Genomic DNA, 25,852 nt, shown 5'->3' on the forward strand with positions numbered 1-25,852 from the left:
GCGGAAGCCACGCTGAAAGATAAGGATGACCATGAACGAGCTTTTCATCGATGGACAATGGTGCGCGGCTAGCGGCCCCGCATTCGTTTCGCGCAATCCGGGCACGAGCGAGACCGTGTGGAGCGGCAACGCCGCGAGCGCCGAGGACGTGGACCGCGCCGTGAGCGCGGCGCGCCGCGCGTTCGTCGAATGGTCGCAGACGCCGTTCGAGGCGCGCTGCGAGATCGTCAAGCGCTTCGCGGCGCTCGTCACCGAGCGCAAGGAGCAGCTCGCGCAGGCCATCGGCCGCGAGACCGGCAAGCCGCTTTGGGAGGCGCGCACCGAAGCCGCGTCGATGGCCGCCAAGGTCGCGATCTCGATCACGGCCTATGGCGAGCGCACCGGCGAAAAGCGCAGCGACATGGCCGACGGCGTGGCCGTGCTGCGCCATCGCCCGCACGGCGTGGTGGCCGTGTTCGGCCCGTATAACTTCCCCGGTCATTTGCCCAACGGGCACATCGTGCCGGCGCTGATCGCGGGCAACGCGGTCGTGTTCAAGCCCTCGGAGCTCGCGCCGGACGTTGCGCGCGCAACGGTTGAGATCTGGCGCGAAGCGGGGCTGCCCGCGGGCGTGATCAATCTCGTGCAGGGCGAGCGCGACACCGGCATCGCGTTGGCGAACCATCGCCAGATCGACGGGCTGTTCTTCACGGGCAGCTCGGATACGGGCACGCTGCTGCATCGCCAGTTCGGCGGCCGCCCCGAGATCGTGCTCGCGCTGGAGATGGGCGGCAACAACCCGCTCGTCGTCGCGCCCGTGGAAGACATCGACGCCGCCGTGCATCACGCGATCCAGTCGGCGTTTCTTTCGGCGGGGCAGCGCTGCACCTGCGCGCGCCGTATTCTCGTGCCCACCGGCGCGTTCGGCGATCGCTTCATCGAGCGCTTCGTCGAGGTGTCCTCGCGCATCGCGGTGGGCGAATACAACGCCGAGCCGCAGCCGTTCATGGGTGCGGTGATCTCGGCGCGCGCGGCAGCGAAGCTGGTCGACGCGCAGGCGAATCTGCTCGAGCGCGGCGCGAAGTCCCTGCTGCGCATGGAGCAGCGCGACCCGTCGCTCGGCTTCGTCACGCCCGGCATTCTCGACGTGACGAATGTGGCCGATCTGCCCGACGAAGAGCACTTCGGGCCGCTCGCGCAAATCATCCGCTACGCCGGTTTCGACGACGCCATCGCGCAGGCCAACAACACGGCCTACGGCCTCTCGGCGGGCCTGCTCGCTGATGATGCGGCGCTCTGGCAGCGCTTCTCGCGCGAGATCCGCGCGGGCATCGTGAACTGGAACCGCCCGACCAACGGCGCGTCGAGCGGCGCGCCCTTCGGCGGCCCGGGCCGCTCGGGCAACCATCGTCCGAGCGCATTCTACGCCGCCGACTACTGCGCCTGGCCGATGGCTTCGGTCGAGAGCGCACAGCTGACCATGCCCGCGAGCGTCTCGCCGGGCCTTCAATTCTGAGGATCGACGATGACCCAACTCACTACGGCACTCACGGGTACCCTGGAGGCCAACTTCGACGGCCTCGTCGGTCCCACGCACAACTACGCCGGGCTTTCGTTCGGCAACGTCGCTTCGCAGAACAACGAGAAGTCGGTTGCGAACCCGCGCGCCGCCGCGCAGCAGGGCCTGCGCAAGATGAAGCGCCTCGCCGATCTCGGCTTCGCGCAGGGCGTGCTGCCGCCGCAGGAGCGGCCCGCGATGCGCCTGTTGCGCGAACTCGGCTTCACGGGCAAGGACGCCGACGCCATCGCGCGCGCCGCGAAGGACGCGCCCGAACTGCTCGCGGCAGCAAGCTCGGCTTCCGCGATGTGGACCGCGAACGCGGCCACCGTGAGTCCTTCGGCGGACACCCCCGAGCGCCGCGTGCACTTCACGCCCGCGAACCTGTGCAGCAAGCTCCATCGCGCCATCGAGCACGAATCCACGCGCCGCACGCTCGGGACGATCTTCGCGAACCCGTCGCACTTCGTGGTGCACGACGCGCTGCCAGGCACGCCCGCGCTTGGCGACGAAGGCGCGGCGAACCACACGCGCTTTTGCGCGCAGTACGGCGAGCGCGGCGTGGAGTTCTTCGTTTATGGCCGCAGCGAGTACCGGCGCGGGCCGGAGCCCAAGCGCTTCCCGGCGCGCCAGACCTTCGAGGCGAGCCGCGCGATCGCGCAGCGCCACGGCCTCACCGAAGAGACCACGGTGTTCGCGCAGCAGCGCCCCGAGGTGATCGACGCCGGCGTGTTCCATAACGACGTGATTGCCGTGGGCAACCGCAGCACGCTGTTTTGCCACGAGCAGGCATTCGTTGACCAGAACAACGTCTACGACGAACTGCGCAGGAAGCTCGGAGCGCACGGCGCACCGTTCGACGTAATCGAAGTGCCCGACGCGCAGGTGAGCGTGGCCGATGCCGTTTCGTCGTATCTGTTCAACAGCCAGCTTTTGAGCCGCGCCGACGGCAAACAGATTCTCGTCGTGCCGCAGGAATGTCGCGAAAATCCGCGCGTGGCGAACTATCTCGACGAGCTGGCCGCGAAGAGCGGCCCAATCGACGAGGTGCTCGTCTTCGACCTGCGCGAGAGCATGAAGAACGGCGGCGGCCCCGCATGCCTGCGCCTGCGCGTGGTGCTGAGCGAGGCCGAGCGCACAGCGGTCGCGCCGGGCGTGTGGATGAACGATGCGCTGTTCGCAAAGCTCGACGCGTGGATCGGCAAGCACTACCGCGACCGCCTCGCGCCCCAGGATCTCACCGATCCGGCGCTGCTGGTGGAGTCGCGCACCGCGCTCGACGAACTCACGCAGATTCTCGGTCTGGGGTCGCTCTATGACTTCCAGCGCTGAGGCGCTCCGCTCGCCGCAGACGGCGAGCGCGGCCACGCCCGATTGCCTCGCAGATTTTCTGGCTGCGACGCTGGCAGGCGAGCGGCCTGCCAGCGCCGCCGAGGTGCAAGGCACCTGCGCGTATGGTGCGGTGCGCTGGCAATGGCTCGATGAGGGCGTGCTGCAACTCGAGCCGGTGCACACCGGCGGCGCGCGCGGCGAGCCGCTCAAGAGCGTGCTGCTCTCCGCAGGCGTGCACGGCGACGAGACCGCGCCCATCGAACTGCTTTCGCGAATGGTCGCCGATCTGGCAGCAGGCCATCTTGTGCTCGCGTGCCGTTTGCTGGTCGTGCTCGGCAACGTGGTCGCGATGCGCGCCGCCACGCGCTACGAAGACGACGACCTCAACCGCCTCTTCAGCGGCCGCCACGCGCGCGTGCCGCAAAGCCGCGAGGCGCCGCGCGCCGTTGCGCTCGAAACGGCGGCGCAGCGCTTTTTTGTCGAAGCGTCCGATGCCTCCGGCGCGCGCTGGCACCTCGACCTGCACACGGCGATCCGCGCTTCCGCATTCGAGCAGTTCGCATTGCTGCCTTATACGGGCGACGCGCCCACGCGCGCGATGTTCGACTGGCTCGCCGACGCGAATATCGCCGCGGTCCTGATCCACACGGAGAAGGGCGCGACGTACTCGTCATTTACCGCCGATGCTTGCGGCGCCATCGCATGCACGCTCGAACTCGGCAAGGTACGGCCGTTCGGACAAAACGATCTCGCGCGCTTCGCGCAAGCGGACGCGGCCGTGCGCAGGCTCGTTTCGGGCGCACAGGCGACCCAGGACGCGCCGATGCCGCGCGTGTTCACGGTGATCGGCCAGATCACGAAGCAGAGCGACGCGTTCGCGCTGCACGTGGCCGCCGACGTGGCGAACTTCACGCCGTTCGCGCGCGGCACGCTGCTCGCGGAGGACGGCGCGTATCGCTACGTCGTCGCGCGCGACGAAGAGCGCATCGTGTTTCCGAATCCCACCGTGAAGCCCGGCTTGCGCGCGGGCCTGCTGGTGGTCGACACGACCGCCGAAACCCTCGCTTCACTCACATGAACCACGCGAAAACCCCGCCTGGCGGGGTTTTCCGGCCGGCGGCGCGGGGCGCGGTATGAGCAAGGTACAATCGCGCCCTCGCGGTTGCTGGGGCGCGTCATAGACGATGCGCCGGTTTGAACCGCTTTGTTGGCGCAGCGATCCTGCGCCGAAGCGCGCCTCATGACCTCTGAAGCAGACCTCTGAACAGACGCTTGAAGCGCGCTGCAATTCGACTGGAAAGAGACACCGATGAACATGAACTGGAACAAGCTGGCCGCCTTCACGCTGTGCGCGGCCTTCACCATGGCTGCGGGCGCAGCCCATGCCGCTGACCTCAAGGAAATCCGCTTTGGCGTCGAGGCGTCGTATGCGCCGTTCGAATCGAAGTCGCCGAGCGGCGAGCTGCAGGGCTTCGACATCGACGTGGGCAACGCCGTTTGCGCGAAGCTCAAGGTCAAGTGCGTGTGGGTGGAGAACTCGTTCGACGGCCTGATTCCGGCGCTGCAGGCGCGCAAGTTCAACGCCATCAACTCGGACATGACGATCACGGATCAGCGCCGCCAGGCCATCGATTTCACCGATCCGATCTACGCGATTCCCAACCAGATGATCGCGAAGAAGGGCAGCCCGCTGCTGCCTACGCCCGAGTCGCTCAAAGGCAAGCACGTGGGCGTGCTCCAGGGCACGATCCAGGAGACTTACGCGAAGGCCAAGTGGTCGCCCGCGGGCGTCGACGTTGTGCCGTATCAGACCCAGGACCAGATCTATGCCGACCTCGCCTCGGGCCGTCTGGATGCTGCTTTCCAGGACGCCGAAGCAGCGTCGAAGGGCTTCCTGAACAAGCCGCAGGGCGCGGGTTTCGCCTTCGCGGGACCGAAGATCGTCGACGCGAAGCTGCTCGGCGAAGGCGTCGGCTACGGCGTGCGCAAGAACGACGCGGCGCTGAAGGCCGCGCTCAATGGTGCGCTCAAGGAGCTCAAGGCTGACGGGACGATCGACAAGATCGCTGCGAAGTACTTCGACGTGAAGGTCGTGCTCAAGTAAAAGGCGTTTTACGAGCGAGTTTCTTGTGGATGCCGGCGAGGCTTTGCTTCGCCGGCATTTTTTGTTTTGAAGCGTCGTCACGGTGCAGATCGCGCTCACCAACTCACCAAGCCTGGAGTTGATGCAGCACAACTCCAGATGCACGCCTACGCGTTTCGACATAGGTTAGCACCCGGATTTTCCAGGCAAGATTTCCCTGGCTGGTCGCGATGGGGCAGTCGTCATATTCCAACCGAGACGATTCCTTGCGCCAGGCGGCAGATCAGGGCTGGTAAAAGTATGCCCGTTTCGGGTATAGTCTGGAGATCGAGATGAAGCGCGTTTTTAAACGGAGGGACTTTGCCCGGTGGCAAGCGGCCGAGAAGCTACCGGACGCAACCTTGTGCAAAGCAGTCCGGGAGATGCGAAGCGGGTTGATCGACGCGGACCTCGGCGGCTTTCTCTACAAAATGAGAGTGGCCCGCCTCGGTTGCGGCAAGCGTGGTGGCTACCGTACGCTGCTGTCGGCACGGATCGGTAGTCGCTATGTGTTCCTGCACGGGTTCCCGAAAAGCGACAAGGCGAACATCACGCAGGACGAGAAAAATGGCTTGCAGTTCGCCGGCAAGGTGTTTCTGGAAATGCCAGAGCAAGCCCTGGCGAGGGCGCTGCAGGCTGGCGTGTTATTGGAGGTGCATTGTGAGCAAGATCATTGAGTCTCTGCGCGACGACCTGGCCGCGCTGTATGAAGCCGGCGCGATCGACAAAGTCACGATGCGCGAGTTCGACGCGATTTGCCCGCCCCCGGTGCGTGAATTCAGCGCTGCCGACATCAAGCGCCTGCGTGAAGACCTGAAATTCAGCCAGCCGGTATTCGCGCTCCACTTGCATACGTCGGCTTCTACCGTGCGCAAGTGGGAACAAGGCCAGACCCATCCCACCGGACCGGCGCTCAAACTGCTCAACGTCATTGCCGACAAGGGCTTGCAGGCCATCATCTGACCGCTTGCCCGGCCAGCGTCGAGGAGTCGCTTTTATTTCATCCGGCTTCGCGCTTCATATGCGCGCTGGATGGGCCCAGGCTAAAATCGCTCAAGAAAGAAAACGCCGCCGTGGCCTTGCTGGCTGCGCGCGAGCGGGTGGCAAGAACAAGCAAGAACACATCGCAAGAGACCATACGACCAGACGCCGCGTACAGCGTGGCGCTTCGCGGGGGACCCATGAGCTTCAGTGCCGCAGACCGGCCGCGCATGTCGGGCGTCGAAGACAGCCATCGAACGACCGGCACGCCGGCGGAACCATCGGCCCACTCCTGTCACGCCTATTTCGCTCGCAAGCCCGTGCTCGATCGTGACGGCGTGCTTTGCGCGTTCGAGATGGCGCCACGCGTGGTTGCGCGCGAAGGCGTCGCGCAAGAGCCGTCGTCCGACGGCAACGCGGCGCAGAATAAAGCGCTCGTCGAAGCATTCGCTACTTCCACTTTGCGTGCGGCGCTTACCGGCCACCCGGCGTGGCTCGACGTCACGCGCGAGCTGCTGTTCGACGACGTGCTGCTGCGCCTGCCCGCCGATCGCGTGATGCTGGAATTGCCGCCCGGCATTGGCGCCGATCCTGAACTGATCGCGCGGCTCGTCAAGCTGCACGGCAAGCGTTATCGCTTCGCGCTCGATCACGTTACGCAGGCCGACGAGTCGTTCGCGAAGTTGCTGCCCTATGCGGACGCGGTCAAACTCGATCCGCGCGGCATCGCGCCCGCGCTGCTGCCGAAGTTTGCGAGTGTGCTCAAGGCGGCGGGCAAGATCCTCGTGGCGCTCGACATCGATACACACGCCGAATACGAGCGCGCTCACGCGCTGGGCTTCGACCGTTTCCAAGGTTATTACTTCGCAAAGCCGCAGGGCGGCGGGGCGCGCCGGGCGAGCGCGCCGCGCCAGGCATTGCTGGGCCTGCTGCAACTGCTGGCCTCGGAGCCGACCGTGATGCAGCTCGAAGCGGAGCTGAAGCTCAATTCCGTGCTGGTGATGCATCTGATGCGGCTCGCGAATTCGAGCAGCTTTAGTCTCGGACGCAAGGTGAGCACGCTGCGCGAGGCGATCAACGCAACGGGCACCAATCGCATCGCGCGCTGGACGCAACTGTTGCTGTACGCGGACGCTCGCAAGATCGCGCTGGAAGACGACCCGCTCCTGCAACTGGCCGCCACGCGTGCGCGCTTCATGGAACTCGCCGCCGCGCTACTGCCCGAAGCCGGGCCCGCCGAGGAAGACGCGGCGTTTCTCGTTGGCGTGTTTTCGTTCGTCGACGCCGTGTTCGGCGGTCCGCTCGACCAGACGCTCGAAGTGCTCAGGCTAGCCAAGCCGATCCGCGCGGCCATCGCGCGCCGCGAAGGCGTGCTGGGCCGGCTGCTCGACGTGAGCGAGGCACTCGAGCGCGCCGACTGGGCAGCTGTGGATACCGTGTGCGCCACGCTAGCGCCGCTCGATGCGGGCGCGCTGGCGGCGCTTGCGCTCGCGGCGGCGGCGTGGGCCGGCACGGCCGAGCGCAATGCCGAGGCCGAGGGCCTGGAGCGGATCGAGGATTGACGATCGAGGTGCCGGCGAGCTCGCCCGCACCTGCACCTACAGCTTCACCGGACTCGCCGAGAAAAACCGCGCGAGCTCGTGAGCGAGCTCGTTCAATGCGCTCATTTCCTTCGGCAATATCTTCCGCGGCTCCTGGCTCAGCAGCCAGTCGCCGTAGAGCAGCGCCACAGGCGGCTCGCCGGCGTGGGCTACCGGCAGCAACACGAACGCGCGCGCGTCGTCGAGGCGCGCGCGGTACCACGCGGGCAGACGCGCGAGCATCTTGGGGTCGCGCGCATTCTCTATAAAGATGCCCACCGAGTTCGCAATCGCGAGATGGAACACGTCGGGCTGGAACGCCGCGCTGAATGCGAGCTTGTCGAGATGGCCCTCGACCTGCGGGCCGAAGCCGCGCTGCGCCTCGAACATGTTCGAGCCGCGCCGCACGAACACGATCGTGCGTGCGAATCCGAGCCCGGCCAGCACGGTCTCCGTGGCAAGCGTGAGCGCCGTCTGGAGCGGGCTGCCGGGCGGCAGCGCGCGCAGATCTTCCACGCCTGCCGAGATGCGCGCCTCGGGGTTGAGCGACTCGCGCGCAATGGCGTCGGCGTTCGCGCGCAGCTCGACGATCTCGCGCATCACGCCATCGTTGGCTTCCTCGCGGGCGAGCGCGAGGCTCATCTGCACGAGCGTTTCCGGGTCGGTGTTGAGCGCGCGGCCATAGTGCTGCGCGAGTTCGGCAATGTGTTCTTCGCGCGCTTCGTCGGTGAGGCTCGCTGTGGTGAGCACGCGCGCCACCTCGGTCGAATAGTTCGTGATGGCGCGCAGCCATTGCACCTGGCGCGGCTCGTTGGCCGCAGGATCGTATTCGCCCATGCCGTCGCGGATCGCTTCGGGCAGGCGCCAGCGCGAGGCCGCGTCCTGGCCGATCTCGGCGAAGGTCACGCCCAGCACGTCGATGCAGGCATCGTCCTCGGCCGCGCCCTGGTCGCAATCGCGGCGGATCTGGTCCCACTCCGGTTCGAGATAGAAAACCACGAGAAGCTTGCCCACCTGGCGCATCAGCGTGCAGACCACGGCTTCCTCGCCCGCGCGCAGGTCGCCGCGTTCGGTGAGCTTGCGCGCGACGCACCCCGAGAGCATCGTGCGGTTCAGTTCGAGCTTGGCGTCGATGCGGCGCGGCGCGCTGTGATGAAAGTGATCGACGATCTTCAAGCCCACCACGAGATGGCCGACCGCGTCCATGCCGAGCACCATCAGCGCGCGCGTGACGGTGGTGATGTTGCCGCCGAAGGCCATGTACATGGCGGAGTTGGCCAGACGCAGCACCTTTTGCGTGAGCGCGAAGTCCGAGAGCACGACCTTCACGAGCGCGCTGAAGTCGTAGTCGTCGTTGGTCATGGCGGCCACGGTCGAGCGCAGCGATTGCGACAGCATGGGGAAGTCGCCGCGCTCGTTCATGCGAGCCCAGAGCCGGTCGAGCAGGACTGCCTTTACCATCTGAACCATGTCATTTTCGCTAATGGCCTGCTTGTATCGGTCGGTGCCATGCTCAATGCACGCTGTGAACGTGCAAGGTGCGCGACTCGAAACGCTGCGAGAGTTCCTCCGAAGGCAATGCCTTGCAGACGAGCCATCCCTGGATATGATCGCAGCCCATCTTCGTGAGCAGCTCGCGCTGCGCCTCGGTCTCGACGCCTTCGGCCACGAGTTCGAGTTCGAGCGTGCGCGCGAGGCCCACCACGGCATTGACGATCGCCTGATCGTTGCGCGAGGTGAGCAGGTTCACGACGAAGCTGCGGTCGATCTTCAGCTTCGAAAGCGGGAAGCGCTGCAAATACGCAAGACTCGAATAGCCGGTGCCGAAGTCGTCCACCGCAAAGCGGATGCCGAGCGCCGTAAGCTCCTCGAGCAGCGCGACTGCGTGCTGCGGATCATGCATCAGCACGCTTTCGGTGATCTCGAAGACGAGCCGGCGCGGATCGATGCCGGTGAGCCCGAGCGCTTCTTCGACGCTCTCCTTGAAGCGTGGATTGCGGAACTGCTGCGGCGACACGTTGACCGCGACGTACTGCAAGGCGATGCCTTGCTCGTCCCATTGGGTCAGTTGCATGCAGGCCGCCTTCAAAACCCAGTTGCCGAGATAATTAATCAGGCCGACGGACTCCGCAAGCGGAATAAATGTCGATGGCGACACGTCGCCGTGCAAGGGATGCTGCCAGCGCATCAACGCCTCGACCCCGACCACGCCGTGCGTGGCGCTGCTCGTGATGGGCTGGAATGCGACCGAGAACTCGCCGTTGCGCACGCCGTCATGGAGATCCGATTCGAGCTTGAGGCGCAGCGTGTCGGTCGGGTCGTGGTCGGCCACATGCAGCATCAGCGTGTTGCCGCCCGCGGCCTTGGCCTGTTGCAGCGCCTGGTCGGCGCGGCGGATCAGCGAGGGGCTGTCCGGCTGCATATCGCTTTCGTTGCTCTCGCAGCAGTCCGCGTGCTGCTCGGGATAAAACGCAATGCCGATGCTCGCCGCCAGATGCACCGGCTGGTCGCGAAACGAATACGGTTGCAGGATCGACGTGAGCAGGCGGCGCGCGAGCGTTTCGGCGGCGCTGCGGATGTCGGCGGGCGGCGTGATCAGAATGGCGAATTCGTCGCTGCCCGTGCGCGCGATGAACTCGCCTTGCTGGGTCAGGTGCGCGAGGCGGCGCGCGGTTTCGCGCAGCAATTCGTCGCCGGCATCGTAGCCTAGCGCGCGGTTCACGCGCTGATAGTCGTCGAGATCGAGCAGCAGAAGGGCGATCGGCGTGCCGTGGCGGTCGGCTTCGGCCAGGGCGCGTTCGAGTTCGGGATCGAGCCCCGCCTGGTTCGGCAGGCCCGTGAGCGGATCGTGGTGGAGCGCGTGCGTGAGCCGCGTCTGCGCGCGCTGCCAGTCCGAGACGTCGAAGCCGGCCACGGAAAAGCCGTCCACGCCCGCATAGGCGGCGCGCTGCACGCGCAGCTCGACGGCGAGCGGATAGGTGAGCGCCTTCACGAGATCGATCGTGTCTTTTTCGACTGCGCCGCTCAGCAGTGCGCGGGCGAACAGCGCGTCGAGCCGTTCGAGATCGCCGGGCGCGACGAGGTCGTGCAGCGACGCGCCGAGCAGGAACTCGCGGTGATAGCCGGCAAAGCGCAGGCTCGCGTCGGAGACGTAGAGAAAGCGCAGATTGCGGTCGACGTGCACGAGGAAATCCACCGTGGCGGCGGTCTGCTCGAACGCGCGCGAGACGGCATCGGACCCGGCGGCCTCGCTGGTTGCGGCGCGCGCAAGTTCCCGGCCGTCCGCGGCCGCCGGGTGGCCGGGCGCCCCACTCGCCTCACTCGCACCATCCGCACAGGCGAGCAGGGCGCCGCAGCGGGCTCCGTCCTGCTCGCCTGTGCGGATGGTGCGTGGCCGCAGGCGGCCCATGACCGTGCGCAGCCACCCCGGCAGGGGCGAGGTAATCCTGTTCGCTTCCATGTGTGTCGCTGGCAACCTATGTACGAGTCTGCGGGTCGAGCTGGGAGCGCCGCTTGACGCGCCCATCAGACCGAGATATCGACTCCCGCAGCGAAATCTTTAGCTATCGGTGGAAAATCGGCCGCGCGGGAACCTCGCGGTACGAGGCAAGGCCGGCTGCTCCGTACCCTGCGCGCGCCGGCGGAGTATGTTCCAATAGGGCCGTCGCTGGACGCGGCCGACCGAGGCCGGCGCACCGCAGACCATTTCGCCATGCAGCGCCGCCCGTGTCCGGGCTGCCGCGCTGGCCCGGCAACCGGCGACGCATTCGCAGTCATAAGAGGACATCCGACATGAAACCGAGGTATTTCGCGGCGGGGGCCGCGGCGCTCGTGTGCGCCGGACTCGCATTCTTTACGCTGAGCGCGCAGGCGACGCTCAAGCCGGGCGACTCAGCGCCCGACTTCACGACGCAGGCGTCGCTGGGCGGCAAGACCTATAACTACTCGCTGGCCAGCGAACTCAAGAAGGGGCCGGTGGTGCTGTACTTCTACCCGGCGGCGTTCACCAAGGGCTGCACGATCGAGGCGCATGATTTTGCCGAAGCCGTCGACCAGTACAAGCAGTACGGCGCGACCGTGATTGGCGTTTCGCACGACAACATCGACACGCTCACGAAGTTCTCGGTGAGCGAGTGCCGCAGCAAGTTCCCGGTTGCCGCCGACGAGGATTCGAAGATCATCAAGTCCTACGACGCGTCGATGCCGATGCACGAAGCCATGGCCAACCGGGTTTCCTACGTGATCGCGCCGGACGGCAAGATCATTTACGAATACACGAGCCTCTCGCCCGACAAGCACGTGGAGAACACGTTGCGCGCCGTGAAGGAATGGGCGGCGCAGCATCCGCAACAATGATCGCCATGCTGGCGGCGCGTAGCACGTCCTGTGCCGCGCGCCGCCGGCCGCGCGTCTGGGCTTGCCTTGCGGCAAACCCGGGCCATCGCGCCAGGACCGTGCTTGGTGCGCGCTGGTATCTTGCAGGTTTCCTTCTTTCCCTGCGCGGCGAGGGCGACTGGACTCATCGCGTCGCGGGCGCGTGGGGCGATGTGCGGCTCGCGGCCGGCAAGCGGCTGTGCGAAATCAAGCTCGGCGAGACGCGCGGCGCATACATCTTCGCTGATCTGCAAGGCGCTCAGCCCGCGCGCGACGCAAGCGGCTGGCAGGTCCAGCTCCGCGTGGCCGACGCGGGCCCGCTGCTCTGGTCGCTGCCGATGCCGAGCGAGCGCGAGGCGAAGCGCTGGGCGCGTATTTTTACGCTGGCGATTGCGCAGAAACTTTGAAACGCGGCGCGGGGTCGAACGCTGCTTGTCTGAACTCATCGGAATTGCTCATGCTTCACCGCATTTTTCGCAGCTTTTGTGCAGCACTTGCGCTCGCGGCCACGAGTGCCACGTTCTTGACCGCCTGCGACCAGCAGAAAGTCGCCGATGCCGTGAACGCCGTCAAACCGGATTCCATGGCGTTCGGCGGCCTGAAAATCGGCGTCTCGACGGTCGAGGACGTGCGGCGTCAGGCGGGCAAGCCGGAGATGGTGTGGGAGGACGACGACGGCGCGCAGCGCCTCGAATATCCGCGCGGCCCGAACGGCCTGACCACATGGATGCTCGACTTCGACGCTGACGGCAAGCTGGTCGCGATGACCCAGGCGCTCACGGCGGGCAATATCGCTCAGGTCGTGCCCGGCATGACGCAGGACGAGGTGCGCCGCCTGCTCGGCAAGCCCGCCACGATCGCGAAATACGCGCTGAGCCACGAGGAAGTGTGGAGCTGGCACTGGGCCGAAGGCGGCGTGGCCGGGGATGGCATGTTCAACGCGCATTTTTCGCCCGATGGGCTCGTGGTCCGCACTTCGCGCTCGGATGCGCCGGGGCATGAGCAGCATTGAAGCGGTGCGCGTTGACGGCTGAATCCCAGGAGCAGAGCAGCCGCCGACGCACATCCAGCCTTCAGTCGCCTTTCACTCCAGCACCCTCGGCGGCGGCTCCACACGCCCGCGCTTCGCATCCCACCACACGCGCAGGCGGTCCATATACAGATACACCACCGGCGTCGTATAGAGCGTAAGCGCCTGGCTCACGATCAGCCCGCCCACGATCGAGATGCCGAGCGGCGCGCGCAGCTCCGCGCCTTCGCCGCGCCCGAACGCGAGCGGCAGCGCGCCCAGCAGCGCGGCGCAGGTCGTCATCATGATCGGCCTGAAGCGCAACAGGCAGGCCTGATAGATCGCGTCGCGCGAACTCAGGCCCTGGCGCGATGCATCGATCGCGAAGTCCACCATCATGATCGCGTTCTTCTTCACGATGCCGATCAGCAGGATCACGCCGATCAGCGCGATGATGCTGAACTCGGTCTTGAACAGCAGCAGCGCGAGCAGCGCGCCCACGCCCGCCGATGGCAGCGTCGAGAGAATCGTGAGCGGGTGGATATAGCTCTCGTAGAGAATGCCCAGCACGATATACACCGCCGCGAGCGCCGCCAGAATCAGCAGCGGCTGGTTGTTCAGCGACTGCTGGAACGCCTGTGCCGTGCCCTGGAAGCTGCCGTGGATGGTTTGCGGCATGCCGATCTGCGCCATCGTGTCGTAGATGGCCTGGGTGGCGTCCGAGAGCGACTTGCCCGGCGGCAGGTTGAACGAGATCGTCGAGGCCACGAACTGGCTCTGGTGATTCACCGAGAGCGGCGTCGTGCCCAGCCCGAACGAGGCGATCGCCGAGAGCGGGATCATCGTTTCCTTCGCGGTGGAGACAGCCGCGCCCGAGGAGGCGCTCGACTTGCCGCTCGCCGCGATCGAGTTGATCGCGAGATTGCGCGCGGAGTCGGCGGCGATGGCCGCAGCGCTCGAGGCCGAGCTTGTGCCTGATTTTGCGCCCGTGCCGCCTGTCGATGCTCTTGACGTGGCCGGTCCCGTGACCGTGCCCGCCGTTGCGTTGGTGCTCTGAGCGCCGCTCGCGCTGCCGCCCGAGGTGCTCACCCAGATCTGGTTGAGCATGTCCGGGCTTTGCCAGTACTTCGGCGCGACTTCCATCACCACGTGGTACTGGTTGAGCGGGTTGTAGATGGTCGAGACCTGGCGCTGGCCGAAGGCGTCGTAGAGCGTATTGTCGATCTGCGAGGGCTTGATGTTCAGGCGCGCGGCGCTCGCGCGGTCGATCGTGATCATCGATTCGAGGCCGCCTTGCTGCTGGTCCGAATTCACGTCGGCGAGTTCGGGGCGCGCCTGCAGCGCCTCGGTGAGCTTCGGCGCCCACTTGTAGAGGTCGGCAGTGTTGTCGGCGAGCAGCGTGAACTGATACTGCGCGTTCGACTGCCGCCCGCCTACGCGGATGTCCTGCACGCTCTGCAGGAAGGTGCGCGCGCCCGCCACGTGCGAGAGCGGCTCGCGCAACTGTGCGATCACCTGATCGGCCGACAGTTTGCGCTCGCTCTTGGGCTTGAGCGAGACGAACATGAAGCCCGAATTGGTTGCGCGCCCGCCCGTGAAGCCCACCACCTGATCGACGGCTGGATTCTCGCCGACGATCTTCATCATCTCCGCGAACTTCACCTTCATCGCCTGGAACGAGGTCGACTGGTCGGCCTGGATGCCGCCCACGAGGCGGCCCGTGTCCTGCTGCGGGAAGAAGCCCTTGGCGATATACACATAGAGCACGACGTTCAGCGCGATGGTGGCCACGAGCGTCATGAGAATCAGGCGCGGATGCGCGAGCGCCCAGCCGAGCGTGTGCTCGTAGCCGCGATGCAGGCGCGTGAAGCCGCGCTCCAGCCACTGGCCGAAGCGGCCTTCTTTTTTCTTCTCCTGCGGCTGTTCGAGCAGGCGCGAGCACATCATCGGCGTGAGCGTGAGCGAGACCACGAGCGACACGCCGATCGCGAGCGAGAGCGTGAGCGCGAACTCGCGAAAGAGGCGCCCGACGATGCCGCCCATCAGCAGGATGGGCAGGAACACGGCCACCAGCGAGACGCTGATCGAGAGCACCGTGAAGCCCACTTCGCGCGCGCCGAGCAGCGCGGCGCGCCTGCGCGGCACGCCGTTCTCGAGGTGGCGCGAGATGTTTTCCAGCACGACGATGGCGTCGTCCACTACGAAGCCGGTCGCGATGGTGAGCGCCATCAGCGAGAGGTTGTCGAGCGAGAAGCCCATCAGGTACATGGCCGCGAAGGTGCCGATGATCGAGATCGGTACCGCCACGCTCGGGATCAGCGTCGCGCGCCAGTTGCGCAGGAACAGGAACACCACCATCACCACGAGCGCCACCGCGATCATGAGCGTGTGCTCGGTGTCCTTGAGCGAGGCGCGGATCGTGACCGAGCGGTCCGAGGCGGGAATCACCTCGACGTCGGCGGGCAGCGAGGCCTTCAGTTGCGGCAGCATCGCGACCACGCGGTCCACGGTCTCGATGATGTTCGCGCCGGGCTGGCGGTAGAGGATCACGAGCACCGAGCGCTTGCCGTTGGCGAGGCCGAGGTTGCGCAGGTCCTCGACCGAATCGACCACTTCGCCCACATCCGAGAGCTTCACGCCCGCGCCGTTGCGGTAGGCGATCACGAGGTCCTTGTACTGGCTCGCCTTGCTCGCCTGGTCGTTGGTGTAGAGCTGGTAGCGCTTGGGGCCGAACTCGATGTCGCCCTTCGGGCTGTTCGCATTGGCCGAGGCGAGCGCCGCGCGCACGTCTTCGAGGCCGATGCCGTAGTGAAAGAGCGCGTGCGGCTCCAGCTCCACACGCACGGCCGGGTTGGCCGAGCCGCTCACATCGACTTCGCCCACGCCGTCCACCTGCGAGAGCGACTGTTGCAGCACCGTGGCCGCCGAGTCGTAGAGCTGGCCCGCGCTGAGCGTGGGCGAGGTGAGCGCGAGGATCAGGATCGGCGCGTCGGCGGGGTTGACCTTGTGATAGGTCGGATTCTGCCGGAGACTCGAGGGCAGGTCGGCGCGCGCGGCGTTGATGGCGGCCTGCACGTCGCGCGCGGCGCCGTCGATGTCGCGGTTCAGGCCGAATTGCAGCGTGATGCGCGTGCTGCCCACCGAGCTCTGCGAGGTCATCTCGGAGACGTCGGCGATCGATCCCAGGTGCCGCTCCAGCGGGCTCGCCACGCTGGTGGCCACGGTCTCCGGGCTCGCGCCCGGCAGCGAAGCCTGCACGGAGATGGTGGGGAAGTCCACTTGCGGCAAGGGCGCGACGGGCAGCTTCGCGAACGCGAAGAGGCCCGCGAGCGCGATGCCGAGCGCGAGCAGCGTGGTGGCGACGGGGCGGTTGATGAACGGGCGCGAGAGATTCATCGCGTCAGTGCTCCGGCGGGGACGAAGGCGCGGGCGGAGTGCGATGGGAGCCGCCGCCGAAGCGCTGGCGCATGCGCGTTGCGAGCCGGTCGAACGCCAGGTAGATCACGGGCGTGGTGAAGAGCGTGAGCGCCTGGCTCACGATCAGCCCGCCCGCGATGGCGATGCCGAGCGGTCGGCGCAGCTCCGAGCCCGCGCCGGTGCCGAGCATCAGCGGCAGCGCGCCCAACAGCGCGGCCAGCGTGGTCATCATGATCGGCCGGAAGCGCAGCAGGCAGGCCTGATAGATCGCTTCGCGCGGCGGCTTGCCTTCGTTGCGCTCGGCGTCGAGCGCGAAGTCGATCATCATAATCGCGTTCTTCTTCACGATGCCGATCAACAGCACGATGCCGATGATGCCGATGATGTCGAGATCGTGCCCGGTCATGATCAGCGCGAGCAGCGCGCCGATGCCCGCGGACGGCAGCGTCGAGAGAATCGTGATCGGGTGCACGAAGCTCTCGTAGAGCACGCCCAGCACGATATACATCGTCACGATGGCCGCGAAGATCAGGAACAGCTCGTTCGAGAGCGAGGCCTGAAACGCGAGCGCCGCGCCCTGGAAGCGCGTCTGGAACGAGCGCGGCAGGCCGATCTCCTGCTCGGCCTGCTGGATCGCCTTGACCGCCGCGCCCAGCGACGCGCCGGGCGCGAGGTTGAACGAGATGGTGGTGGCCGGGAACTGCGAGAGGTGCGAGACCAGCAGCGGCGCGGGCCGCTCGTGGAACTTCGCGATGGCCGACAGCGGCACCTGGCCCGTGGTCGAGGTCGAGGAAGGCAGGTAGATCGAGTTCAGCGAATCCGTGTAGTGCTGCATCACGGGATCGGCTTCGAGAATCACGCGGTACTGGTTCGACTGCGTGAAGATCGTCGAGATGATGCGCTGGCCGTAGGCGTCGTAGAGCGCGTTGTCGACGGTTGCCGGCGTGATGCCGTAGCGCGCGGCACTGGCGCGGTCGATCTCGATGAACACCGACTGGCCCTGGTCCTGCAGGTCGGTCGCGACGTCGGCGAGTTCGGGCAGTTGCGCCAGCCGGTGCACGAGCTTCGGCACCCAGGTGGCGAAGTCCTGGATGTTGGGCGTCGTGAGCATGAACTGGTACTGCGTCGGGCTCACGGTCGAATCGATCGTGAGGTCCTGCACCGGCTGCATGTAGAGCGACGCGCCCGTGATGTGCGAGACCGACTGCTGGAGGTCGCGGATGATCTGGCTCGCCGTTTCGCTGCGGTCGTCGCGTGGCTTCAGGTTGATGAGCATGCGCCCGCTGTTGAGCGTGATGTTGGTGCCGTCCACGCCGATGAACGACGTGAGGCTCTCCACGTTCTCGTTCTTGAGGATCTCCGCGGCGAGCGCCTGCTGGCGCTCGGCCATCGACGCGTACGAGACCGCCTGCGGCGCCTGTGTGATCGCCTGGATCACGCCAGTGTCCTGCACGGGGAAGAAGCCCTTGGGCACCACCACGTAGAGGATGCCGGTGAGCACGAGCGTAGCGAAGAACACGAGCATCGTGAGGCGCTGGCGCGCGAGCACCCATTCGAGCGCGACGCCGTAGCGCGCGATCACATGCTCGAAGAACGCGTGCATGCGCGCTTCGAAGCGATGGCTCTCGGGCGGCGGCGTGTGGCGCAGCATCTTCGCGCACATCATCGGCACGAGCGTGAGCGAGACCACGGCCGAGATCACGATGGTCACGGCGAGCGTGATCGCGAATTCGTGAAAGAGCCGGCCTACGACATCGCCCATGAAAAGCAGCGGAATCAGCACGGCGATCAGCGAAACCGTGAGCGAGATGATGGTGAAGCCGATCTGCTTCGAGCCCTTGAGCGCGGCTTCGAGCGGCGATTCGCCGTCCTCCACGTAGCGCGCGATGTTCTCGATCATGACGATGGCGTCGTCCACCACGAAGCCGGTCGCGATGGTGAGCGCCATCAGCGAAAGGTTGTCGAGCGAGAAGCCGCACAGGTACATGACCGCGAGCGTGCCGATCAGCGAGAGCGGCACCGAAAGGCTAGGAATGATGGTCGCGTAGATGTTGGCGAGGAACAGGTACATCACCAGCACCACCAGCACCACCGACATCAGCAGTTCGAACTGCACGTCGCGCACCGAGGCGCGGATCGTGGTGGTGCGGTCGGTGACGATCTGCACGTCGAGCGAGGCGGGCAGCGCTTCCTGCAGCTGCGGCAGGATCTTCTTGACGCTGTCCACCACCTGGATCACGTTGGCGCCCGGCTGGCGCTGCACGTTCAGGATGATCGCGGGCGTGCTGTCCACCCACGCGCCGAGCTTGGTGTTCTCGGCGCCCTGCACGATGTTCGCGACATCGGTGAGCATCACCGGGCGGCCGTTACGGTAGGCGATCACGGCTTCTTTATAGGCTTCGGCGTCGGTCAACTGGTCGTTCGCGTCGATCGTGTACGCGCGCGTGGGGCCGTCGAAGCCGCCCTTGGGCGTGTTGACGTTCAGGTTCGAGATGCTCGTGCGCAGGTCGTCGAGATTCAGGCCGTAGGCCGCGAGCGCGCGCGGATTCGCCTGGATGCGCACGGCCGGGCGCTGGCCGCCCGTGACGCTCACGAGGCCCACGCCCGCGACCTGCGAGATCTTTTGCGCGAGGCGCGTGTCGGCGAGGTCCTGGACTTGCGTGAGCGGCAGCGTCTTCGAGGTGATCGCGAGCGTGAGGATCGGCGCGTCGGCGGGGTTGACCTTGGCGTAGATCGGCGGCGCGGGCAGGTCCGAGGGCAGCAGGTTGCCCGCGGCGTTGATGGCCGCCTGCACCTCCTGCTCGGCGACGTCGAGCGGGAGGTCGAGGCTGAACTGCAGCGTGATGACCGAGGAGCCCGCCGAGCTTCGCGACGACATCTGGTTGAGCGACGGCATCTGGCCGAACTGGCGCTCGAGCGGCGCGGTGACCGAGGAGGTCATCACTTCGGGGCTCGCGCCCGGATAGAAGGTCTGCACCTGGATGGTCGGGTAATCGACCGTGGGCAGGGCGGAAAGCGGCAGGAAACGCAGCGCGACGAGGCCGACCAGCATGATCGCCGCCATCAGCAGCGCCGTGCCGACCGGACGCAGAATAAAGGCGCGGGATGGATTCATGCGGCTTACTGGCCCGATGCTTCAGGGGTCTTGGACCGATGGCCGCGGTGTGCACCTGATGCCGCGCCCGATGCCGCGGCGGCCCACGATGCGCCGCCGCTCATGGCGCGCGAAGCGCCCAAGGCTCCTGAAGCCCCCGATGCGTGCCTGGGCCGCGCGGCGGGGATAGCGATCTTCGAGCCTTCGCGCAGGCGGTCCGAGCCGTCGGTCACGATACGCTCGCCGGCGGCGAGGCCGGAGGCGATGCTGGTGCGCTCGCCGTCCACCGGGCCGACCTTCACGAGCCGCACCGTGACGGTGTTGTCGGGCTTCACCACATAGACATACGTACCTTGCGAGCCATTGAGCACAGCGGAGGTGGGCACGATCACCGCGTTATGAATCGTGTCGACGAGTAGCCGCGCATTGACGAACTGATTCGGGAACAGCGAGCCATCGCTGTTGGCGAAGCTCGCGCGCAGCTTCACGGTGCCGGTGGTGGTGTCGATCTGGTTGTCGAGGGTTTGCAGGAAGCCGTTTTCGAGCAGCGTGGTGTTGCTGCGGTCGTAGGCCGAGACCGACATCTTCGTGCCCGCGCGCAACTGCTTGAGGACGGGCGGCAGATTGTCTTCGGAGGTTGTGAAGATCACGCTGATCGGCTGCAACTGCGTGAGCACGACGATGCCGTTGGTGTCGCCGGGCGTCACGTAGTTGCCCGGATCGACCTGGCGCAGGCCCACGCGCCCGGAAACCGGCGCGGTAATGCGCGCGTACGCGAGATCGAGCTTGTAGGTGTCGATGTTGGCCTGATCCGACTTGACCGTGCCCTCGTACTGCTTCACGAGCGAGCTCTGCGTGTCGACCTGCTGGCTCGCGATCGAGTCCTGGGCGAGCAGCGTCCGGTAGCGCTTGAGGTCGAGGCGCGCGGTGGCGAGCAGCGCCTGATCGCGCGCGAGCTGGCCTTCGGCATTGGCGAGCGAGATCTGATAGGGGCGCGGGTCGATCTGCGCGAGCACGTCGCCCTTCTTCACCATCTGGCCTTCCTCGAAGTTCACGCTTTGCAGTGTGCCGGAAAGTTGCGTGCGCACCGTGACGGCGGCCAGCGGCGTGACCGTGCCGAGCGCCGTGATGACGATGGGCATGTCGCCGGACTTCGCGGTTGCCACGCTGACCGGCTGCGGCTGGTTCGCCATCGCACCGGGACCGCCGTGGCGCGTGCGCGCGCCGCTTGCGGCAGCGGGGCCGGCCGCGCCATTCGGGTTCTTGTTCCAGGGCTGCCAGCGCAGCAACCCGATGGCGGCGACGACCAGCACGATGGCGAACGCGATCAGCTTGCCGCGGCGCTTGCGCGGCGCCGGGCCGCCCGGGGCGGCAGGGGAGGGCGGGGTGTCTCGACGAGGGGAATCCGGGCGCTGTTCTTCTTTATCCATCGGTCAGGTCGGTAACAAAATCGGTGACGTGCGTGTCGGTTGAGCGGATTGGTCGGGCGCGCGCCCTCGGTCGTGCATGGGGCGTGCTTGGATCGCGCATGGGTTACGCATGACGCGATGCTACGCGAGACGCGGGCAAGGTCGATGTCAGGTGCTTGTCGGGAAGCAAGCCGATGGGCCGCTGGGCCGTTTTTCACCCCCGGCGCCTTGATGGCAGACCGATGCAGCCAAAAAGCATGATGCTACGTTGCTGGCTCCGTTACAGTCCAGCGCGGTATCTTTCGGTGCATTACGGTGGTTACAGCTTGCCCGGGCGTTATGAGAGGCGGTCGGCGAATTGGGGGGCGAAAATAAGGGTTATAACAGGTAAGCGGGGAATTGAAGGCAAATGTTTGACTGTTCACGCATTCTGGCGAGATTTTGCTTGACTTAGTCACCGTCTGGATAAAAAATCTAACGCACTTTCGACGTGGCCTCCAAGACGCCGAATCATGCCGAGAACCCCGCCACCGTTGCGGGGTTTTTAAGTATCTCGGAGTATGCATTTTGCATAAATGCGTCGGCCCGGCCAGCGGTCGATTACCGTCTCTCAGGTTCTAGCACGGCCCTCGGAATGGCTAGAACTTTTCAAAGCGTCACGTTCGCACGTGGCGCTTTTTTTTTGCGCCCAGAGGTTTGTTCGCGCCCGCTCTCTCGAATCGTTATCAAACCAATCAGAAAATCAAATTTATTCTTGACTATCTTGTAATTGTTTAACAAGAATATATCCGCTGCTCGTACATCTTTTGAATAGTTCGCGTAAGCGAATCCAAGAGGTCATTCCGAATGAGCGATATCGACCCGGTGCGAAAATCAGAGGAACTGCGCAGCTTCCTGTTCCTGACCGTCGTTATGGTCCCCGTGCTCACGGTAGCGCTCATTGCCGCATACGGATTCGCGGTGTGGTTTTACCAGTTGCTGATCGGCGGCCCGCCACACTAATTTTTAGTTATCCATAGCGAATATCATCCTGAGGGCGGCACTGCCATGTCCGTTGAAACTCAAAATGCAACCTGCGATAAGGCCACATCCCACGAGTTTCATGTAGCGGGGGTCGTGATATACGCCCAAAGCGATCGGTGCGAGAGCATCTCCCAAACCCTCGGCATGCTGCCCGGCGCGCAGGTTCACGCCGCGACGCCGGACGGCCGCATGGTCGTCACGCTCGAGGGCGCGCACTCGCGGGCGATCGAAGAGCAGCTCAGTGCAATCAATGCCTTGCCGGGGGTCCATGCCTCCGCGCTCGTCTATCAGCATCACGAGAACATCGAATCGCCGGAATAGGGGAGTTTGTCGATGAAGCTGACCCGTCGCGAATTCATCAAACAAACCGCGGCTTCAGCGGCCGCCGCGGCTGCGGGCGTCACCCTGCCAGGCGGCGCTGTGCTGGCGGCGGACGACGATCTCAAATGGTCCAAGGCGCCTTGCCGCTTCTGCGGCACCGGTTGTGGCGTGCAGGTCGGCGTAAAGAACGACAAGGTGGTCGCCACGCTGGCCGATCCGCAGGCGGAGGTCAACCGCGGCCTGAACTGCGTGAAGGGCTATTTCCTCTCGAAGATCATGTACGGGCAGGATCGGCTCACGACACCGCTGCTGCGCATGAAGGACGGCAAGTACGACAAGAATGGCGAGTTCGCACCGGTCTCCTGGGATCGGGCCTTCGATGAGATGGCCGCGCAGTGGAAGCGCGTGCTCAAGGACAAGGGGCCCACGGCGGTGGGCATGTTCGGCTCCGGCCAGTGGACGGTGTGGGAAGGGTATGCGGCGGTCAAGCTGATGAAGGCCGGCTTTCGCAGCAATAACCTCGACCCGAATGCGCGGCACTGCATGGCCTCCGCGGTCCAGGGATTCATGCGCACGTTCGGGATGGACGAGCCGATGGGCTGCTACGACGATATCGAGCAGACCGACGCGTTCGTGCTGTGGGGGTCGAACATGGCCGAGATGCATCCGGTGCTGTGGACCCGGGTGACGTCGCGTCGCCTCAGCGCGCCGAAGACCAGGGTGGTGGTGCTGTCGACCTTCGAGCACCGCTCGTGCGAGCTCGCTGACGAAACGATCGTGTTCACGCCGCAGGGCGATCTCGCGGTGCTCAACTACATCGCGAACTACATCATCAAGAACGGCAAGGTCAATCGCGACTTCGTCGACAAATACACGGTGTTCAAGCAAGGCAACGCCGATATCGGCTACGGACTGCGCCCCGACCATCCGCTGCAGAAAGCCGCGCAGAATGCCAAGGACCCGGGCGGGGCCAAGCCCATCACCTACGACGAGTTCGCGAAGTTCGTCTCGAAGTACGACGCTGCCTACGTGACCAAAATTTCGGGCGTGTCGAAGGCGAAGCTCGACCAGCTCGCGCAGCTTTACGCCGATCCCAACATCAAGGTCGTGTCGTTCTGGACCATGGGTTTCAACCAGCATACGCGCGGGGTATGGGCCAACAACATGGTCTACAACCTGCATCTGCTGACCGGCAAAATCTCGACCCCCGGCAATAGCCCGTTTTCGCTCACGGGGCAGCCGTCCGCGTGCGGCACGGCGCGCGAAGTGGGCACGTTCTCGCATCGTCTGCCGGCGGACATGGTCGTGACCAACCCGAAGCATCGGGAAAAGGCGGAGGGCATCTGGGCGTTGCCTGCGGGCACGATTCCCGAAAAGCCTGGCTATCACGCGGTGCTGCAGAACCGCATGTTGCGCGATGGCAAGCTCAACGCGTACTGGGTGCAGGTCAACAACAACATGCAGGCCGGCGCGAACATCAACGAGGAGGGATTGCCGGGCTATCGCAACCCCGCGAACTTCGTGGTGGTCTCCGACGTGTATCCCACCGTCACGGCCGTGGCTGCGGACCTGATCCTGCCGAGCGCCATGTGGGTAGAGAAGGAGGGGGCGTACGGCAACGCCGAGCGGCGCACGCAGTTCTGGCATCAGCTGGTGGCGCCGCCGGGCGAAGCGCGCTCAGACTTGTGGCAACTCGTGGAGTTCTCGAAGCGCTTCAAGGTCGAGGAAGTCTGGCCTGCCGACCTGCTGGCGAAGAAGCCCGAATATAAAGGCAAGACGCTTTACGACGTCCTCTACCGCAATGGGCAGGTCGACAAGTTCCCGCTCAAGGACGCCGATGCCGGCTACCGCAACGACGAGGCCAAAGCGTTCGGCTTCTATATCCAGAAGGGGCTGTTCGAGGAATATGCGAGTTTCGGCCGCGGCCACGGCCACGATCTCGCGCCGTTCGACGACTATCACAAGGCGCGCGGTCTGCGTTGGCCAGTGGTCAACGGCAAGGAAACGCGCTGGCGCTACAAGGAAGGCACGGATCCCTATGTCAAGGCCGGAACCGGTTGGCAGTTCTACGGCAATCCCGATGGCCGCGCCGTGATTTTCGCGCTGCCGTACGAACCGGCCGCCGAGTCGCCGGACAAGGAGTTTCCGTTCTGGCTGGTCACCGGGCGCGTGCTCGAGCACTGGCATTCGGGATCGATGACGCGGCGGGTGCCGGAGCTTTATCGCGCGTTTCCCAATGCGGTGTGCTTCATGCATCCGGACGATGCGAAGGCCATGGGCGTGCGCCGCGGCACCGAGGTCAAGGTGATGTCGAGACGGGGCTACATTCTCACGCGCATCGAAACGCGCGGGCGCGACCGGCCGCCGCGCGGACTCGTGTTCGTTCCGTGGTTCGACTCGAGCCAGTTGATCAACAAGGTCACGCTCGACGCCACCGATCCGATCTCTCTGCAGACCGACTTCAAGAAGTGCGCGGTCAAGATTGTCAGGGTCTAAACGGAGCCCGCCATGCGAAACTGGATTGCGCTCATTATTGCCTCGGTCGTGGCGCTGGCGGCCTGGGCGCAGCAACCTACCGTTCCCGGCAAGACGTTTTTCGACACGCTGCGCGGCACGACGCCCCTGAATGAAGAGGCGACGCCGCCCATTATGTGGCCGACGGAAAATAAAGACGTCATTCGCGGGCGAGCCTACGCGCAGCAGCCGCCGACGATTCCGCACAAGATCGATGGCTATCAGCTCGACAGGAATGCGAACAAATGCCTGGCCTGTCACGCCGGCAGCCGCGCGGCCGAGAGCGGCGCGGTGCCGGTCGGCATTTCGCACTATACGGACCGTGACGGCGAGACACTCGGGCATCTCGCGCCGCGCCGCTATTTCTGCACGCAATGCCACGTCCCGCAGGCGGACGCCAAGCCGCTGGTCGAGAACACTTTTGCGGGTATCGAGGATGTCAAGGCGCAGGGCGCACCGCGGAAAGCGAAGAAATAGGGGGCTCACATGCGCGACTTGTTCCGACGCTACTGGCGGGCGATCACGCGGCCGAGTGCGTTTTTCAGCCTGGGCTTTCTGACGCTGGGCGGTTTCATTGCAGGTGTGGTCTTCTGGGGAGCTTTCAATACGGCGATGGAATGGACCAATACGGAAGCGTTCTGTGTCGGTTGCCATGAGATGCGCGACAACACTTACGCCGAGTTGAAAACGACGATTCACTACAGCAACCGCACGGGCGTGCATGCGAAGTGCTCGGACTGCCACGTGCCGCACGACTGGACCGACAAGATCGCGCGCAAGATGCAGGCATCGAAGGAAGTGTGGGCGAAGATCTTCGGCGTGGTGAATACGCGCGAGAAGTTCGAGGCCAAGCGGCTCGAACTCGCCGAGCACGAATGGGCGCGTTTCAAGGCGAATAATTCGCTCGAATGCCGCAACTGCCACTCGTTCGAATACATGGATCTCACGCGCCAGAGTCCGCGCGCTCAGGAGGCGCACACGCGTTTCCTCGAAACGGGAGAAAAGACCTGCATCGACTGTCACAAGGGCATTGCGCATCACCTGCCGAACATGGCCGAGGCGGCGCAGGACGGCGCACTGGGAGGCAGCGGGAAAAAGCAGTGAGCTTTTCTTTCGATGGTTCCTGAGATGGGGGACCT

The 25,852-nt window shown here is 65.4% G+C and carries 20 protein-coding genes; 15 read left to right on the forward strand and 5 right to left on the reverse strand.

The annotated features are described in order from the left end of the window. Positions 1–31 precede the first annotated feature (31 nt). The 7 genes from astD (at position 32) to NH14_RS22590 (ending at position 7,534) form a co-directional block, all read left to right on the forward strand. Positions 32–1,495 (forward strand): succinylglutamate-semialdehyde dehydrogenase, encoded by a 1,464-nt coding sequence (gene astD / locus NH14_RS22560; protein ID WP_035525849.1) that lies wholly within the window; start codon positions 32–34, stop codon positions 1,493–1,495. 9 nt (positions 1,496–1,504) lie between these two features. Continuing rightward, positions 1,505–2,869, forward strand: coding sequence for an N-succinylarginine dihydrolase (gene astB, locus NH14_RS22565; RefSeq protein WP_052148016.1), 1,365 nt, complete (start codon positions 1,505–1,507; stop codon positions 2,867–2,869). Further along, positions 2,853–3,947: a succinylglutamate desuccinylase gene (gene astE / locus NH14_RS22570; RefSeq protein WP_035525851.1), complete on the forward strand. Its 1,095-nt coding sequence runs from the start codon at positions 2,853–2,855 to the stop codon at positions 3,945–3,947. Before astB ends, astE begins: the two co-directional genes overlap by 17 nt. A 231-nt stretch (positions 3,948–4,178) precedes the next feature. Then, positions 4,179–4,973 carry an ABC transporter substrate-binding protein gene (locus NH14_RS22575; RefSeq protein ID WP_035525853.1) on the forward strand — a complete coding sequence of 265 codons (795 nt, stop codon included), beginning with the start codon at positions 4,179–4,181 and terminating at the stop codon, positions 4,971–4,973. A gap of 311 nt (positions 4,974–5,284) precedes the next feature. Beyond that, positions 5,285–5,668, forward strand: a complete 384-nt coding sequence (locus NH14_RS22580) for a type II toxin-antitoxin system RelE/ParE family toxin (RefSeq protein ID WP_035525855.1) — start codon at positions 5,285–5,287, stop codon at positions 5,666–5,668. Further along, positions 5,652–5,954, forward strand: a complete 303-nt coding sequence (locus tag NH14_RS22585; protein WP_035525858.1) for a helix-turn-helix domain-containing protein — start codon at positions 5,652–5,654, stop codon at positions 5,952–5,954. The genes NH14_RS22580 and NH14_RS22585 overlap by 17 nt, the downstream gene beginning before the upstream one ends. Before the next feature lie 218 nt (positions 5,955–6,172). Further along, positions 6,173–7,534: an EAL and HDOD domain-containing protein gene (locus tag NH14_RS22590; RefSeq protein WP_084225374.1), complete on the forward strand. Its 1,362-nt coding sequence runs from the start codon at positions 6,173–6,175 to the stop codon at positions 7,532–7,534. A gap of 36 nt (positions 7,535–7,570) precedes the next feature. On the opposite strand, the gene NH14_RS22595 is transcribed toward NH14_RS22590, so the two are convergent. Beyond that, on the reverse strand, positions 7,571–9,013 hold the full coding sequence (locus NH14_RS22595; RefSeq protein WP_035526323.1) for an HDOD domain-containing protein: 1,443 nt from the start codon (positions 9,011–9,013) through the stop codon (positions 7,571–7,573). A 52-nt stretch (positions 9,014–9,065) separates the two neighbouring features. Continuing rightward, positions 9,066–11,012, reverse strand: coding sequence for a putative bifunctional diguanylate cyclase/phosphodiesterase (locus tag NH14_RS22600; protein ID WP_035525860.1), 1,947 nt, complete (start codon positions 11,010–11,012; stop codon positions 9,066–9,068). 332 nt (positions 11,013–11,344) lie between these two features. Between NH14_RS22600 and NH14_RS22605 the strand changes: the two genes are divergently transcribed. The 3 genes from NH14_RS22605 to bamE are packed head-to-tail and all read left to right on the forward strand — an operon-like array spanning position 11,345 to position 12,938. Then, a complete protein-coding gene (locus tag NH14_RS22605; RefSeq protein ID WP_035525862.1) occupies positions 11,345–11,908 on the forward strand; it encodes a peroxiredoxin in 564 nt (187 codons plus the stop codon). After that, the gene (locus NH14_RS22610) at positions 11,905–12,333 is read left to right on the forward strand and encodes a hypothetical protein (RefSeq protein WP_052148017.1); all 429 of its coding nucleotides are present in this window, start codon (positions 11,905–11,907) and stop codon (positions 12,331–12,333) included. Before NH14_RS22605 ends, NH14_RS22610 begins: the two co-directional genes overlap by 4 nt. A 50-nt stretch (positions 12,334–12,383) precedes the next feature. Beyond that, positions 12,384–12,938: an outer membrane protein assembly factor BamE domain-containing protein gene (gene bamE / locus NH14_RS22615; RefSeq protein ID WP_152617129.1), complete on the forward strand. Its 555-nt coding sequence runs from the start codon at positions 12,384–12,386 to the stop codon at positions 12,936–12,938. 72 nt (positions 12,939–13,010) lie between these two features. Here the strand turns inward: bamE and NH14_RS22620 are convergent, their stop codons facing one another. Genes NH14_RS22620 through NH14_RS22630 form a run of 3 tightly spaced genes read right to left on the reverse strand, consistent with a single transcriptional unit; the run spans position 13,011 to position 20,876 of the window. Further along, positions 13,011–16,331, reverse strand: a complete 3,321-nt coding sequence (locus tag NH14_RS22620) for an efflux RND transporter permease subunit (protein ID WP_035525864.1) — start codon at positions 16,329–16,331, stop codon at positions 13,011–13,013. Between the two features lie 4 nt (positions 16,332–16,335). Next, entirely contained in the window at positions 16,336–19,467 is a 3,132-nt protein-coding gene (locus tag NH14_RS22625) for an MdtB/MuxB family multidrug efflux RND transporter permease subunit (RefSeq protein WP_035525866.1), read from the reverse strand. A gap of 5 nt (positions 19,468–19,472) precedes the next feature. Continuing rightward, a complete protein-coding gene (locus tag NH14_RS22630) occupies positions 19,473–20,876 on the reverse strand; it encodes an MdtA/MuxA family multidrug efflux RND transporter periplasmic adaptor subunit (RefSeq protein ID WP_035525868.1) in 1,404 nt (467 codons plus the stop codon). An 825-nt stretch (positions 20,877–21,701) separates the two neighbouring features. On the opposite strand from NH14_RS22630, the gene napE reads away from it, so the two are divergent. The 5 genes from napE to NH14_RS22655 are packed head-to-tail and all read left to right on the forward strand — an operon-like array spanning position 21,702 to position 25,817. Beyond that, positions 21,702–21,857, forward strand: coding sequence for a periplasmic nitrate reductase, NapE protein (gene napE / locus NH14_RS22635; protein ID WP_035525870.1), 156 nt, complete (start codon positions 21,702–21,704; stop codon positions 21,855–21,857). A 45-nt stretch (positions 21,858–21,902) separates the two neighbouring features. Next, on the forward strand, positions 21,903–22,199 hold the full coding sequence (locus NH14_RS22640; RefSeq protein ID WP_052148018.1) for a chaperone NapD: 297 nt from the start codon (positions 21,903–21,905) through the stop codon (positions 22,197–22,199). A 12-nt stretch (positions 22,200–22,211) separates the two neighbouring features. After that, positions 22,212–24,695 (forward strand): periplasmic nitrate reductase subunit alpha, encoded by a 2,484-nt coding sequence (napA, locus tag NH14_RS22645; protein WP_035525874.1) that lies wholly within the window; start codon positions 22,212–22,214, stop codon positions 24,693–24,695. 12 nt (positions 24,696–24,707) lie between these two features. Next, entirely contained in the window at positions 24,708–25,190 is a 483-nt protein-coding gene (locus tag NH14_RS22650; RefSeq protein WP_035525876.1) for a nitrate reductase cytochrome c-type subunit, read from the forward strand. A 9-nt stretch (positions 25,191–25,199) separates the two neighbouring features. Further along, complete coding sequence (locus NH14_RS22655; RefSeq protein WP_035525878.1) at positions 25,200–25,817, forward strand: NapC/NirT family cytochrome c; 618 nt, start codon at positions 25,200–25,202, stop codon at positions 25,815–25,817. Positions 25,818–25,852: the final 35 nt, after the last annotated feature.

Source organism: Paraburkholderia sacchari (genome assembly GCF_000785435.2).
Lineage (GTDB): Bacteria > Pseudomonadota > Gammaproteobacteria > Burkholderiales > Burkholderiaceae > Paraburkholderia > Paraburkholderia sacchari.